At 36.2% G+C, this 13,461-nt stretch carries 14 protein-coding genes; 7 read left to right on the forward strand and 7 right to left on the reverse strand.

Features of this window, described 5'->3' with window-relative positions; all coding sequences use genetic code 11:
- The 4 genes from CM19_RS13065 to CM19_RS04145 form a co-directional block, all read left to right on the forward strand.
- A partial coding sequence (locus tag CM19_RS13065) for a hypothetical protein (protein WP_048099197.1) occupies positions 1–332 on the forward strand: 332 nt, incomplete at its 5' end.
- A gap of 255 nt (positions 333–587) precedes the next feature.
- Complete coding sequence (locus CM19_RS04135) at positions 588–3,992, forward strand: thermopsin (protein WP_048099198.1); 3,405 nt, start codon at positions 588–590, stop codon at positions 3,990–3,992.
- Positions 3,993–4,408: 416 nt separating this feature from the next.
- On the forward strand, positions 4,409–5,680 hold the full coding sequence (locus tag CM19_RS04140; RefSeq protein ID WP_048099199.1) for a PIN domain-containing protein: 1,272 nt from the start codon (positions 4,409–4,411) through the stop codon (positions 5,678–5,680).
- Positions 5,681–6,157: 477 nt separating this feature from the next.
- Positions 6,158–7,000: a DUF8196 domain-containing protein gene (locus tag CM19_RS04145; RefSeq protein WP_048099200.1), complete on the forward strand. Its 843-nt coding sequence runs from the start codon at positions 6,158–6,160 to the stop codon at positions 6,998–7,000.
- A 37-nt stretch (positions 7,001–7,037) separates the two neighbouring features.
- Here CM19_RS04145 and CM19_RS04150 read toward each other — a convergent pair whose 3' ends face one another.
- Together CM19_RS04150 and CM19_RS13070 are read right to left on the reverse strand one after the other, a co-directional pair.
- Positions 7,038–7,223: a hypothetical protein gene (locus CM19_RS04150; protein WP_150111379.1), complete on the reverse strand. Its 186-nt coding sequence runs from the start codon at positions 7,221–7,223 to the stop codon at positions 7,038–7,040.
- 47 nt (positions 7,224–7,270) lie between these two features.
- Positions 7,271–7,507 carry a hypothetical protein gene (locus tag CM19_RS13070; protein WP_160164864.1) on the reverse strand — a complete coding sequence of 79 codons (237 nt, stop codon included), beginning with the start codon at positions 7,505–7,507 and terminating at the stop codon, positions 7,271–7,273.
- A gap of 43 nt (positions 7,508–7,550) precedes the next feature.
- Between CM19_RS13070 and CM19_RS12530 the strand changes: the two genes are divergently transcribed.
- From CM19_RS12530 to CM19_RS04165, 3 genes are all read left to right on the forward strand, one after another.
- Complete coding sequence (locus CM19_RS12530; RefSeq protein WP_052349453.1) at positions 7,551–7,733, forward strand: helix-turn-helix domain-containing protein; 183 nt, start codon at positions 7,551–7,553, stop codon at positions 7,731–7,733.
- 199 nt (positions 7,734–7,932) lie between these two features.
- Positions 7,933–8,061, forward strand: a complete 129-nt coding sequence (locus CM19_RS13405; protein WP_268744929.1) for a hypothetical protein — start codon at positions 7,933–7,935, stop codon at positions 8,059–8,061.
- Positions 8,062–8,262: 201 nt separating this feature from the next.
- A complete protein-coding gene (locus CM19_RS04165) occupies positions 8,263–8,985 on the forward strand; it encodes an MBL fold metallo-hydrolase (protein WP_048099203.1) in 723 nt (240 codons plus the stop codon).
- Positions 8,986–9,341: 356 nt separating this feature from the next.
- On the opposite strand, the gene porB is transcribed toward CM19_RS04165, so the two are convergent.
- From porB to CM19_RS04190, 5 genes are read right to left on the reverse strand one after another with little or no spacing between them, the layout of a single operon-like run.
- Positions 9,342–10,235: a pyruvate synthase subunit PorB gene (porB, locus tag CM19_RS04170; protein ID WP_048099204.1), complete on the reverse strand. Its 894-nt coding sequence runs from the start codon at positions 10,233–10,235 to the stop codon at positions 9,342–9,344.
- Entirely contained in the window at positions 10,204–11,397 is a 1,194-nt protein-coding gene (locus CM19_RS04175) for a pyruvate ferredoxin oxidoreductase (protein WP_048099205.1), read from the reverse strand. The genes porB and CM19_RS04175 overlap by 32 nt, the downstream gene beginning before the upstream one ends.
- Positions 11,394–11,657 (reverse strand): 4Fe-4S binding protein, encoded by a 264-nt coding sequence (locus CM19_RS04180; protein WP_048099206.1) that lies wholly within the window; start codon positions 11,655–11,657, stop codon positions 11,394–11,396. The genes CM19_RS04175 and CM19_RS04180 overlap by 4 nt, the downstream gene beginning before the upstream one ends.
- Positions 11,647–12,195, reverse strand: coding sequence for a 2-oxoacid:acceptor oxidoreductase family protein (locus tag CM19_RS04185; RefSeq protein WP_048099245.1), 549 nt, complete (start codon positions 12,193–12,195; stop codon positions 11,647–11,649). Before CM19_RS04185 ends, CM19_RS04180 begins: the two co-directional genes overlap by 11 nt.
- Before the next feature lie 59 nt (positions 12,196–12,254).
- On the reverse strand, positions 12,255–13,457 hold the full coding sequence (locus CM19_RS04190; protein WP_048099207.1) for a 4Fe-4S dicluster domain-containing protein: 1,203 nt from the start codon (positions 13,455–13,457) through the stop codon (positions 12,255–12,257).
- Between the last annotated feature and the right edge of the window lie 4 nt (positions 13,458–13,461).

Here is a 13,461-nt window from a genome sequence, read left to right on the forward strand (position 1 = left end):
GTGATGAAATGATACCCAGAATAGACCCACAACTATTAGAAGGATCCATAATTTTAAGTGCGGATCAGAGAGCTGTTGAGTTCTGGAAGGAGTTACCTTTAAGAAAGTATGCTGAAGTTTTTAAAGTTGAATTAGCTGACAGTATTAGAGGTAATTTACCTTCATTACCTAATTTGAATTCTACTGTAAATTTAAACGCCAATAAGGGAGATGAAAGTATAAAGAGTTTTCTCTTAATTGAATTAGGTATAGCTCTAAAGAAAATATTTTCTATTGACGTCAAAGTCTGTCTACAGCATGAAGACAAATGCGTTATTCCTAGCTATAGTTAACAACGGTTTATGTATCCCTCACTAGTTCTAATATTTTTATTTTGAATTTGCGCGTGTCCAACAATTCGCATGTAAAAGCAGTATAGTTCTTAAAAGCCCATTCTCTTCGATTGTCTATTAAGGATTTTATTATTTTTTTAATGTATTAATCGTCCCATAGGTTCTAACACGTTTGCTTCATTCACCCGAATTAAGGGTTTAATCATTTTTATATCAAAACAACATTTAAATATGTATTCCATGTTAAGGTAGTATATGATTAAACATATGATTTTACTATTGCTTCTTTTTTTATCTATTGTAAACACTTTTATCTTAGTTTTACCTTCTCAATCAGAGAATCTACCCGTTTATACTGAGAAAGAAGTTTCCCCTTTTAGACCTATGGAAAATACATCTCTCTCTAACATGTACTCTCCTAATGGAGTTAACGTTAATGCAATATATAGTTCTGAGCCTGCACCTATGGGGATTGCAGATTACGGAATCGGTCCTAACGGTCCTTATATTAGGACTACTACGCAATGGTTAGGGAAAATTTTCATTCAGAAATTAAGTGCAACGAATTCCTTTAATACCTTTTGCGTATCCTTTCAGGAGAACGTTAATCTTCACTATGAAGTAAATGGTAATGAATATGATCTCTGGGTTCAAAATGTGATTGCCTATAATACTACCGATAGTTGTATATATTTTGTTAATAATATATGGAACGCTTCATCATATAAGGCAAATGTAACTTCATTATCAGGGAACGGTAATATTTATATTGATCAACAAGGCGAATCTTATTATGCCTATGTAGCTAGTGGTTATCCAGGGAGCTTCATCAATTTACCCCTACCTAGAGATATTGAAGTTCTAGTTAACGTTACAACTAACGGTTATGGAGAACCTGTAATATGTTTTTGGTATAACGACGGTTATGGTTGGATAAATTACGATAGAGTTACAGTGACAAATGCACCATACGCATCGCAGGTTTATTTTATGGTTGATGGGTATCAATATACTCCCGTTGGTAATTTTTGGGATGCTGAACTAGTTTTGGGTGGTCCAGGAGGAGGATCGGAAGCCTATATTTTATATTCTCAAGTTTACATGCAACTGCAGTATTGGAATGGGAATAACTTTCAGGAAATCAGAAACGCTTATAATTTTGGATCTGATACCGCTGAGACTTCAACGGGAATTAACGATGGCGCTTATTATCGCATAGCGTCTGGGATAGTTGAGGCAGGTCTTACAGCAGGAAGCTCATCATTAACAACATTATGGCAGTCAAATCAAATTGAAACTCTTAAAGTTTATACGCCGATAAGTCAAGGATATGCTTACGTGTTTAATTATACCGATGGATATGGTTATCAAGATAATAATTACCTTCCACAGCATTATTTTGTGGGCGGTTCTTTAGAACTTACTCTGTCTTCAGAGATGAGCTATATAATCCTTGTTTATAATCAATATGGAGAGTTGGTTTCTGAGGGCTACTCCCCAATGATTGCCGGAAATTATACGGTATATACAGAACAGTTTTCCATCTCCCCTTCAATTTACAACGCCACATTATCTCAAGGTGGAGAAACCTCAATTCAGTTTACGGTAAATGGTGAAGGTCCAGTTTATATTAGCGTCTCGTCACCTCTTCCATATTCTCTTTCTCAGAATAGCCTATATCTTCAAGGTCAAGGAAGTTTTACTCTAACCTTAAGCGGTACAAATGTAGGCATTTACACTGTAAATGTAACTGTAGATTTCCTTAATGGTATGTATGAAGCCACGCCTATCGAGGTTGTTGTTAACTCGTATTCTATTCCAATAACTTTTTACATTCAAGTAAACGGCCAGTCCTTGCCTTCATCTCCGACTGTTACCTTCGAGTTTCCTAACGGCACAATAATTGCCATGCCGATATCTCAAGGAACGACGTTAAGAGTCCCACAAGGAACAACCTATTCAGTTCAACAGATTATAGGGGAAGGCAATGTTAGATGGTCTCTTCCTAGTGCGATAGCTGGGACTATTGAGGAGTCATTAACTATAAGCCTAACATATTACCAGCAATATTTGGTATCCTTTACCTTTTCAGTTCAAGGAGGAGAAGGATACTCTACTCCTTCAGTTAGCTACTACTATTTTGGAGGACTAACATCAACTTCTTTACCAAATACCGTTTGGGTTGACGCTAACTCTGAGTACAAGTTCACCCCCGTTATTCAAGGATTTCAGGAGAGATGGATTGACTTCTCATCAGAAGGAGAAGTCTCTTCTCCTGGTACAATATCCGGCTATTACTACAACGAGTATTTTGTAAACGTTGAGTTTCCAATTCAAGCTTACATTAATGGGACGCAAATGAATCTCAACTCAGGCTGGTATATTCAAGGTACAAACATTCAAATAATTAACAATAGTATTCTTTTAGGGCAAGGGATAAGAGAAGTTATAACTTCTGTTTCTCCAGCGATCGATTTTATTGTGAATTCACCAGTAACTGTTACAATTAAACTTCTGCCTCAGTATTTCATTACGTTTAATTCTCCAATTCCAGTGAAGGCATTAGTAAATGGAACTTTTGAGGAAGTAGAGACAGGATGGTTTAACAATAACACAGTAATTCAGATTGAGAACTACACATATTATGTGAACAACTTAGAAAGATATGTACCTATGTCCATATTTCCTTCAACCTTAGTTGTAGATAAGCCCACTACAGTTACAGTTAACGCTATCAAGCAATTCTACCTTAACGTTACGTCGCCAATGCCAGTTAAAGCCTTAGTTAATGGTAGTGAAGAGATAATTAACTCCTCTTGGATAAATCAAGGAACTAGTATTCAGATTATTAATTACACTTACTATCCGTCGAACCAAGTGAGGTTCGTAATAATTAGTGTGAGTCATTCCAATTTAATAGTCAGCTCACCGGAACATGTTACAGTTAACGCTATCAAGCAATTCTACCTTAACGTTACGTCACAGATACCAGTTTATGCCCTTATTAATGGAACAAGGGAGGTAATTGAACCTTCTTGGTTTAACGCTAACACAGAGGTTGACGTGATAAATAACACTTTTTATATAAATTCACAGGAACGCTTTATTATATCTAGGATTTCACCTGAGGAAAACTTTACTCTAAAGTCACCGGTAAACTTAATCGTTTTTACTATCAAGCAATTCTACCTTAACGTTACGTCGCCAATGCCAGTTAAAGCCTTAGTTAATGGTAGTGAAGAGATAATTAACTCCTCTTGGATAAATCAAGGAACTAGTATTCAGATTATTAATTACACTTACTATCCGTCGAACCAAGAAAGACTAATAACTTCTTACTTACCACCTAAATCAACAGTTGAATCCCCTTTGCAGATCTACATACCAGCTGAAGTGCAGTACTTAGTAACAATAAACGGTAACTCTACGTGGTATAATAAAGGATCAAGTATAGCGTTAAATGCCAATGTTCCAATATATATGGTGGGAAAATTTGTTGGAACTTATAACATATCTCCAGGTGGAGAGATAACGGTGAATTCTCCAGTAAATGAAAAGCTAGTTGAAAGCATTAATATCTTATTTGTAGGTGGAGTAATAACAGTAGTAACTATACTAATGGCTACAATCATTATATTCTTATATAAACAGAAGAAATAGATTTTTTTTAAAAATTCCTTAAATTATTTGTGTCATTGGATATGATTATTCGTTAAAGTAAAGAATAATTAATATCTTTTATTAAGATTTTGTAATATATTGTCTTATATTGTTAAAATCAATAAATCATGCTAATTACGTCTCGGCTAGTTGGTTAATCATGGTAAGATGACGCTATGAGGTTTTATCGACATTTGACGACGTTCAAGGATTTTTTAAAAATTATCTATTTATTTGGTATAACGTGACACTAAACGTTTCAGTTATTAAAATTTTAATACTATGAATAATATCTGAGAAGAGTTTTATATAGATCCCATAAGAGGTTATCCATAATCCATGATAAGATCTTTCCTTAACTATCCTTAAGACAAAAATTTCTTGATTTATTAGGACGTCCTACTGCACTATTATATATGAAATTAGCAGTTCTAGGTTCAAATAAGTTAGTTACAACAACTGATGCAATACTTACTGAGATCTTTGCTGGGGTAAGACCTGATGAAGTAATTATTCTCGCTGAGGAGGAACCGAAAAAGCCATTTAATGAACTAAAAAACGTCTTATCAGTGGTAGGATTAAACGCCGAAATTAAAGCGAAAGTCCTGGGAGAAGGGGTAAAGTCATGGAGAGAGAATATTCCTTCTGTAGAAGCAGACGTCGCAGACGTAACACCTGGAAGGAAATATATGGCATATGCAGTCTTAGCCTATTCGAAAACAAGGGAGATAAGATACGCTTATCTTAAAGAGGAGCAAAAGGGTTACAAGATTTTTGGATATGTCCCTTTTGATAAGATTAAACTTCTTGAAATGAGATCTGGTAATGAAGTCCAACTTGATCCACCAAAGACAAAAAGAGGATTAGAGAGAAAAGTAAAACTTTCTACGGATAGCCTGAATGCGCTTATAAACATCTACTCCCTTCTCGGAGAAGTTACCATAAGGTATGATCAAAATGAGATGAAAAAGAAAGACTTATCAAAACAAAATTTTTATGATCTATCTAATGAAGAGCAAATGTGTTTAACAAGGAGCGGATTCTTTAAGTTTGAAAGAGAGAAAGATGTCATGCAAGAGGCTATGGGGGACAGTTTCTTTTTTGCGGATACTAACATATATATAAAAATAGGTGATAGACTAAGAGATATAGCCTATAATAGAGCATCTGGAATGAGATTGCTCTCTTCCAGAGCAGTGTATAACGAACTAATAGAGCACACTAAGAATACTCAAAGGGATAATTCCGTTATTATGTTTCATTTAGGCATGTCAACTTATAGGAGACTCCATCAACCACCATTAACCTCTGAAATACGAGGGCAAGGAGATATTCCGTTAATATTTGAGGCTAAAAAACTCAAAGCAGAACTCCCTAATAATCTAGTTATTATAACCCAAGATAAGAGAGTATCCTCATCTTCTTCCTCTCAAGGCGTAAAGAGCATTTACGTAGGGAATCCCTCTCCTTCAATGAATGGAAATATAGGGGAGTTTTTATACTGTCTTAGCTTTTACAAGAATATTGACATAGTTGTAAAGGGAGAGAGAATGGCAGAGTTGCATAACGAAGTTTTATCTGACAATTTTACTAATAAACTTTCTCAGATTAAGACAATAAATGATGAATACAATTATCCCAAATTTCTTAGCGAACTAGAAAAATTTTTAATGCCCTCTGAGCATTAGAATCCCTCTTGATCTAAAGGGGAAACCGAATTCAATATATTTTCAATTTTATCTTTATTCTATAATTTTAGATTATTGAGTTATTTCAAATTTAATAAAATTTCATTGAGAAATTATCTCTATTTAATCGATAAATTAATTTATTAATACTCTTCCCTTCTAGAGGATAATTTCCTGATCTGAATACAGAAGAAAAATTTTTTATGAATAAGTAGAGTAAATTTAGAATTTAAAAAGTTGTATAAATTTTTATAACCCCCTATTTTAGAATTCCGCGTAGATATACAAAGGAAAATTATTTGTTCAAAATAGCATATAATTCCATATCTATAGGTTTAAATATATGGAAAAACGTTTTATATTCTTTGTGTTCAAAGAATTAAAAAATATTCATCCGTTAAGACAGTTAAGATCAAAGGTTAATTGTAAGGTTCTTCTAGGATAATTTTTAATCTTTGAGGTTAAATAATTTAACTTGTGTCCAGCGACATTGTAGAGAGGTTGAAAAACGATTCTGAATTCATTAAAAAAGTAGCTGAGGCACTATCTACTAATGCTATACTTTCACAGTTAGGTGTTATCGAAAGAAAAGTGGACTATCTGATGGATATAGATAAACTCGTGTGGGAGAAATTTTCAGAGAACGATAAGAAGTTTAACGCGTTACTAGAGGAAATCCATAAACTAAGGGAAGACTTAATCAAGGAAGACATGAGACATAACCAAGAAATGGAGAAGATGAGACAGGACTTTGACGAGAAGATGCAGAAGGAAGACATGAGACATAACCAAGAAATGGAGAAGATGAGACAGGACTTTGACGAGAAGATGCAGAAGGAAGACATGAGACATAACCAAGAAATGGAGAAGATGAGACAGGACTTTGACGAGAAGATGCAAAAATTTAGAACTGATATCAGAAAAGACGTTAAAGTTATAAAAAAGACTCTTGAAAACTTGAGTATATCTATTGAGGATGAAGCAATTGAGTTCTTAGCCTATAAGTTAAGAAAAGATTATAACATTGACGTTAATGTAATCTCTCTTAATATCCAAAAGGTAGTAGAGATAGACATTTTCGCTGAGTTGAGCGATTCGATAGTTGTTGGCGAAGTAAAGGTAAGAGCGGGAATAAAAGCAATCAAACAGCTTGAGGATTCAATAACTAAGTTAATGAAAGTTAGGCCAGAGCTAGGCAAAAAGAAAATAATCCGAATGATTTATGCTAAAAAGATGACTCCTGATCTAATCGAAGAATGTAGAAAGAGGGGCGTTTATTTAACTAACGGTATATCGGATTTAACCCATCTAGTTTTGTAAGTTTTTTAAAGACTTCGCGGAAAAGTTTGAAAGTAAATCAACGTCGAATAATTCCTTTATACCTTCTGAAGTTAAATTTCAGGGGAGATCTAAAGTAAGAGCAATCTGGTCTTTTCCATATATTATAAGTTGATAAACCTGCCTTCCTTTTTCCGCCTATATCAATTTGAGAAGTTACAGTTGTAGTCCAGGTAAAGGCTTGATTTATTGCTAGAAGACTCATAACGATTAAGAGGATAATAAACGTCTTGGAAAGGAAAAGGAGAAGATCTAAAAAATAGCTACTATCCAACCATACATCAGTATCCTTTTCCTTCCTAAAACATCTGAAAACCTTCCAGCTATAAAGTTAAAGCTTCCTTTTACAAATCCAAATATAATTAGCGGGATAAATATTAACGTGCTTTCCAAGCTCTCTTGGGCATAAGGGACAATTATTCTTAAAAAACCTAGATAAATGCCTGTAAATGTCACGAGTATTGTGAAAAGTAGAAATTGTCTCTTCATAAATGAAGTTAAAAAATATAAAGATAAAAAGGAATTATTCATTATGGAGAGTGAAAAGACCATCAAAAATCTCTTAAAGTTAGGATTAACAGAATATGAGGCAAGGATTTACGTTATACTTCTAAAGAACTGTTATATGACCATGAAGGATCTTTCTGAATTATCTAAGGTACCTTATCAAAGAGTATATGATGTAGTGAAAATGCTAGAGCAAAGGATTAGTTAAAGTAATATATAGAAGACCGAGAAAAGTAAAGTTAATAGATCCAAAAATAGCTCTCCCCACATAGAGGGATTCTATTGTAAAAAGGATAGATTTATGTATTAACTCAATTCTCGTTTCGTGGAAGCCTGAGATTGTTAAGTTAGAAAGATCTATTCATCTTGAAGGAGAGAGGACAATAAGAAGAGAGTTTAGAAAGTTAATGGCTGAATCTAAGGAGCTGAGAATAGTTTATGATAATCCTCCTGCTTGGATGTTAAACTACCTAAATAAATTTAGAGGAAAAGTGCAATTTATAACTTCAGCTAAATTAAGGGCAAGGATTGGATAATTAAGGTTGTCCCAAACGTTAAATCAAAGTTTATTATTTTTGATAATGCGATAATGATGACAATAAATGACAATGATGAAACTGCCATTATAGATTCATGTATAGGTTGTATAATACAAGGAAGTGAGCACTTTGAATTACAGTGGAAATTAACTGAATAAGGTGAATAAAGTCTTTTTTCGCCTTTATGAAGAATAATCCATGATATTTAGGCAATTAATAAGGGAGAATGGAGGATGTGTAACTTACATTTTTGGATATTCGCAAGCAAGGGAATTGTTTGTGGTGGATCCAATATTAGAAGGAGTAGGAGGTATAATAGACCTTTCCAAAAGACTTAACATGAAAGTAGAATATATTATAGAAACTCACACTCATGCCGATCACTTATCTGGCGCTAGGAAACTGGCATCGATAACTGGTTCGAAGGTAGTCTACGGAGAGGGACACTCAATTATGTACCCAATAGAGACTATTAAAGATGGAGAAGAGATAAAGCTAGGTAATACAAGAGTAAATGCATTAACGACACCTGGACATACACCGGATTCTATATCGCTTTTGATAACGGATCTTAAAGGAGGCAATGAACCTTGGGCGGTAATAACTGGTGATACGCTTTTTGTCGGTTCTGTTGGAAGAGTAGATATAGGAAAGGAAGATTCCTGGGAAGATTTGTTCAGATCTCTTCAAAAATTGAGAACTCTCCCTGACTACTTAGAAATCCTTCCAGCTCACACATCTGGTTCCGCCTGTGGAATAGACATAAGTGGAAAACCTTTTTCAACAATAGGTTTCGAAAAGAAGTTCAATAAGTATCTCAGAATTGAAAAGAAAGAAGAATTTGCTAAGTTATTCATAAATCAGAGCAAACCTGAAGAGTTTGAAAAAAATATAGAGAAAAACAGAGAAGGTGTATTATAGAGTATTGTTTCTTTGTATTAAAAATAAAATATAAAATTCGAAAAACAAATGAAAACCGTGTAAACTAATCAGTACATTAGACAATTTAGAAGCAGTGAGGCCACGCTAAAGTAGCCTATTACCTTTATCGCCTTCCTTAAAGTTCAAGACGATAATGTTTTTTAACTTTCTCTTAACAAAGGTTAACGGGACCGTAAATGATACGTGTTATTCCTCCTTGGTAATACATCCTCTCTAATCTTTTTCTGTTTAGTTTAAATTCAATTAGTTGGATATTGATCTTTTATATATGTTTTTACTACTGTGAGTTTTGCTCTAAAACTATGTGAAGTCTTTTGCCCAAGATAAAAAAATATTTATCTTTTCAGGTTTAGACTTATTCTTTCCCATAATTCGTCAATATATCTCTCGAGATCCTCTATACCTTTCTCATCTATTTTCTTAAATCTACCTTGAATTGAGAGAAAGTCTTTAAGTGGCCTTCTCGTTTCCTTTTTTAAGCAGTGGAGCGACTCCGGACTGACCTCTATCCTACCATCTTTCCATTTGAAGAGAGGCCAGTAACACGTTTGAACAGCTAACTTAGCTACCTCTGCTGTTCTTGAAGGATCGAATAACCAACCATAGGGATCCGGTGTAAGAACATGGACATACTTAAATCCTCTTATTGTTTTTGCCTCCCTAACTTTATCTATAAAGTCATGTGGATAACCTACTGAGGCAGTTGCAACATAAGGAATGTTATGATCGATCATAATAAAGGGTATCTCCTTCTTATTTCCACTCTTTCCCTCTGGAGTAGTCGGCGTTAATGCTCCGTGAGGAGTTGAACCGCTCCTATGTCCTCCTGTGTTCATGTAAGCTTCATTATCAACGCACAAGTAGATAAAATCCTCATTTCTTTCCGCCGCCCCACTAAGCGACGCAAAGCCAATGTCTGAAGTTCCCCCATCTCCTGCCCATACTACAACAGTAACATCCCTATTTCTTCTCTTATACGCTCTCCACATACCAGATGCAGCAGGTGGTCCTGCAGCGAAGGCTATATTAAGTGAGGCGTAACCGTAGGCGTTCTTTGGAGCTAACCCTTGAGTTACAGATGAACAACCAGCTATTACAACCAGAGCGACATCTTTTCCGAGCGCCATACTTAACATTCTCATAGCAATGTTCTCAGGACAACCAGGACACGCTGAAGTCCCGGACATCAATGAAGTGTCATTCAACATCTTTCGGATTCCTAAGCTCAACCTTTTCCACCTCAGCAGGATAATACCACTCTACTCCGTCCGATCTTTCCTCTTTTGCTTCTTTCAAAAACTTAAGGATAATTCTCTTAAAGTCTTCCTTGTTAAGGAGAACACCACCAAGACCAGTTACAACTCCTTTAACTTGATTTCTAACAGTAGCCTTTACTTCCAAGTAAAGTGGACCTCCTCTTCCCAATGAAGTTGCCCTATCCATAACTAATATACCCTTAACGTTTTCTAGTTCCTTAATCTCGCTTTCAGCCCAAGGTCTTAAGTAACGTATCCTTAGCATTCCAATGTTTATCCCCTTTTCCCTAAGTTCATCAATCGCCTCCATTGCATCCCCAGCCCAAGCTCCCATCAAGACTAGCGCATAATCAGCGTCTTCCATTCTGTACTTTACGTTTAACGTTCTATAATTGTTAAATGGGCTAATTTTCTCGTAATCCTTTCCTATTTCCTTTATTACGCTCTCAGCGGATTGAATTGCACTGTGAATTGAGTGCCTCAGCTTCATGTATTCCACAGGAGGAAATATATTTCCCATTCCTATTGGTGCCTCAGGATCAATAACGTAGGGTTGTCTCCTAGGTGGAAGGAACGCGTCAACTTCCTCCTGTGAAGGTAGGTAAACATTTGTCTTCATGTGAGTCAATATGAATCCATCCATTCCCACCATCATTGGAAGGAAAACCCTTTCATCCTCGGATATTCTAAAGCCTTGAAGAACAAGATCAAAGGCCTCCTGAGGATTTGAGGCGAAAGCCATTATCCACCCGCTATCCCTTTCTGACATAAAGTCGGTATTCTCGTTCCATATATTCCAAGGTGCACCAACAGCTCTAGTACCTACCATCATAACTAGCGGTACTCTAGATCCCGATGCCCACCAAACCATTTCGTGCATGTATAGAAGTCCTTGAGAACCGGTAGCTGTAAAAGACCTAACTCCAGCTGCACCTGCTCCTAACGTAACCCCCATTGCTGCATGTTCGCTTTCTACTCTTACTATATCGGCATCAATTTCTCCTTCTGCCTTCATTTCAGCTAACTTTTCTATTACTGTTGTCTGAGGAGTAATGGGGTAAATTCCCACTACTCCTACTCTAGCTAGCTTCACTGCATTTGCTACAGCCTCATTTGCTGACATAACTTTTCTCATTGATCTTCTCCCTCCATTAATATTGCCTTCACTGGGCAAACATTGGCGCAAATTCCACATCCCTTACAGTAATCGTAATCAACCTCGACTTTACCGTCAATAACGTGAATAGTAGCCTCTGGACAAAACATCCAACAAGCCCTACACCCTATACACTTATTTAAGTTTACAACCGGTCTCACAAACCTCCATGTTCCGGTTTGCCCTCCTGCTCCTTTTCCTGGGACAGTAATAGGAAAGTACTGATATTCATGCTGCAATTTTCACAGCCCCCTTAACTCTTTCATAAGCCAACTTGACTCCTTGAACGTTTAGCTCGGCAACCTTTCCATTAAACTCCTCTCGTATTGCCTTAATTAAGGAATCCATACTCACAACCCCCATTACCCTTATAAGTGCTCCTAACATGATTAGGTTTGTCATTGGCCATCCAGATTTTACGAGACCGATCTCCTTAGCTAATGATGTTGCATCTAAATAGTAAGAATTTTCCAACGTAGTGTTTTTGCTATTTACAACAATTACTCCTCCTGGCTTTAATCCTCTTAATGGGTTTACAATTTGAAGGAGAGTTGGATCAATTACAACAACAAAGTCTGGGTTTTCCACAGGAGAGGTTATTCTTATGCTCTCCTTGGAGATCCTACAATAGGCCTCGATTGGAGCCCCTCTCCTTTCGGCTCCGTATATTGGAAAGGCTGAAGACCAGAGACCGTCTAAGCCAGCTGCTGAGGCTAGGAGTTCAGCAGCTGTAACAACTCCCTGTCCACCTCTTCCATGAAAGCGTATTTCTATCAACATAATTCCCTCAAGATATTAATGTTTTCAAAGTTTTATAAAGTTGTCAATAAAAAAGTTTAAACGTTTGGAATTCCATAATAAACAATATTTTTGAAGAATGAGTTTCTGCTTAAGACCTCAGATGATAACGCTATAATGAAAGCTAGTATCGCCATATCGGGAAATACTAGTGAAATTAGTAGGCCTACAATGTAAATGAAGTTAAGGTATCTAGACTTATACTGTGTATCAAGAACTTTCGATTTTCTATAAGCTGTGTAGATCTCTAGGATACTAAACACGATTCCAGGTATTGAGAAGATAAAGTTATGAAGGAATAGAAAGGCTAAAGGAGAGGATAGGGTGAATATTGTGCCTATGAAGGACGTTGGAGTATCAACGTTATACCATGAAGGCCTTGCCTTAAGCAGATAAACCATTAGAGAAGAGATAAAGGCCAAGGTTAGAAAGAACATAGCGGGATAATATAGCGTTGAAAAGAAGAAATTACCTAGGAAGAAGAGCGAGGCTAACCCTCCAAAGAGAACTTCCCTACTTAACCATGAACTTTTAAGCCCTAAGGCAACTCTAAGTGACCTTTTTCCAACATTCGCATGTGATATTGAGGCAAGAAGAGTTATCCCTAAAATCAGAAAAGTGATGATCGAAAAAAACGGTAGTCTAAACATAGAATATCCAAGGGCAAACTCTGAACCTATGGTGAACCCAACAAGAGGGAGAAATTTTTCTTCGCTTTTTACCTTTTTAGGATTTGCAACTATACTTTTCTCCTTTGGTAAGATCACCTTTAACCTAGGCTCAGTTATTTCTGGTGGTGCGAGGTAAGGTATAGAGGAGTCTTCTTGATCTATCCAACCAAATGCTAATGCGCCTGTAGGACAAGATTCTACACAGTAAGGCATTCCTTTACCTAAATTGTCCTTGCAGAAGTGACACTTGGTCATCACACCTTGACTATTAAACTTAAGAGCTTCATAAGGACAAGCCCAACTACAGTATCCACAACCTATACATTCTTCCTGTTCTATCCAGACCACTCCTTTCTCATCCTTTTTTATAGCGTTTGCTGGACAGACTTCCATACAGGCTGGTTTGTCACAATGGTTACACGAAATAGATAATGCAGTCTTATATCCATCCATCTCGAAGACGGGAAGCTTTCTCCAGTTTAATCCATAAGCTTTATTGCATGCCTCAACACATGCTCCACAGATTATACACTTGTCATGGTCAAAAATGAAACCTAGCTTCCTTTCCATGATA

The organism is Candidatus Acidianus copahuensis (assembly GCF_000632495.1).
GTDB classification, from domain to species: Archaea; Thermoproteota; Thermoprotei_A; order Sulfolobales; family Sulfolobaceae; genus Acidianus; species Acidianus copahuensis.

Coding starts and splice junctions, on each gene's coding strand:
- CM19_RS12530 (WP_052349453.1), top strand. CDS start 7,551: ATGGAGAGTGAAAAGACCATCAAAAATCTCTTAAAGTTAGGATTAACA.
- CM19_RS04140 (WP_048099199.1), top strand. CDS start 4,409: ATGAAATTAGCAGTTCTAGGTTCAAATAAGTTAGTTACAACAACTGAT.
- CM19_RS04135 (WP_048099198.1), top strand. CDS start 588: ATGATTAAACATATGATTTTACTATTGCTTCTTTTTTTATCTATTGTA.
- CM19_RS13405 (WP_268744929.1), top strand. CDS start 7,933: ATGGCTGAATCTAAGGAGCTGAGAATAGTTTATGATAATCCTCCTGCT.
- CM19_RS13070 (WP_160164864.1), bottom strand. CDS start 7,507: ATGAAGAGACAATTTCTACTTTTCACAATACTCGTGACATTTACAGGC.
- CM19_RS04165 (WP_048099203.1), top strand. CDS start 8,263: ATGATATTTAGGCAATTAATAAGGGAGAATGGAGGATGTGTAACTTAC.
- CM19_RS04150 (WP_150111379.1), bottom strand. CDS start 7,223: ATGAGTCTTCTAGCAATAAATCAAGCCTTTACCTGGACTACAACTGTA.
- CM19_RS04190 (WP_048099207.1), bottom strand. CDS start 13,457: ATGGAAAGGAAGCTAGGTTTCATTTTTGACCATGACAAGTGTATAATC.
- CM19_RS04175 (WP_048099205.1), bottom strand. CDS start 11,397: ATGAGAAAAGTTATGTCAGCAAATGAGGCTGTAGCAAATGCAGTGAAG.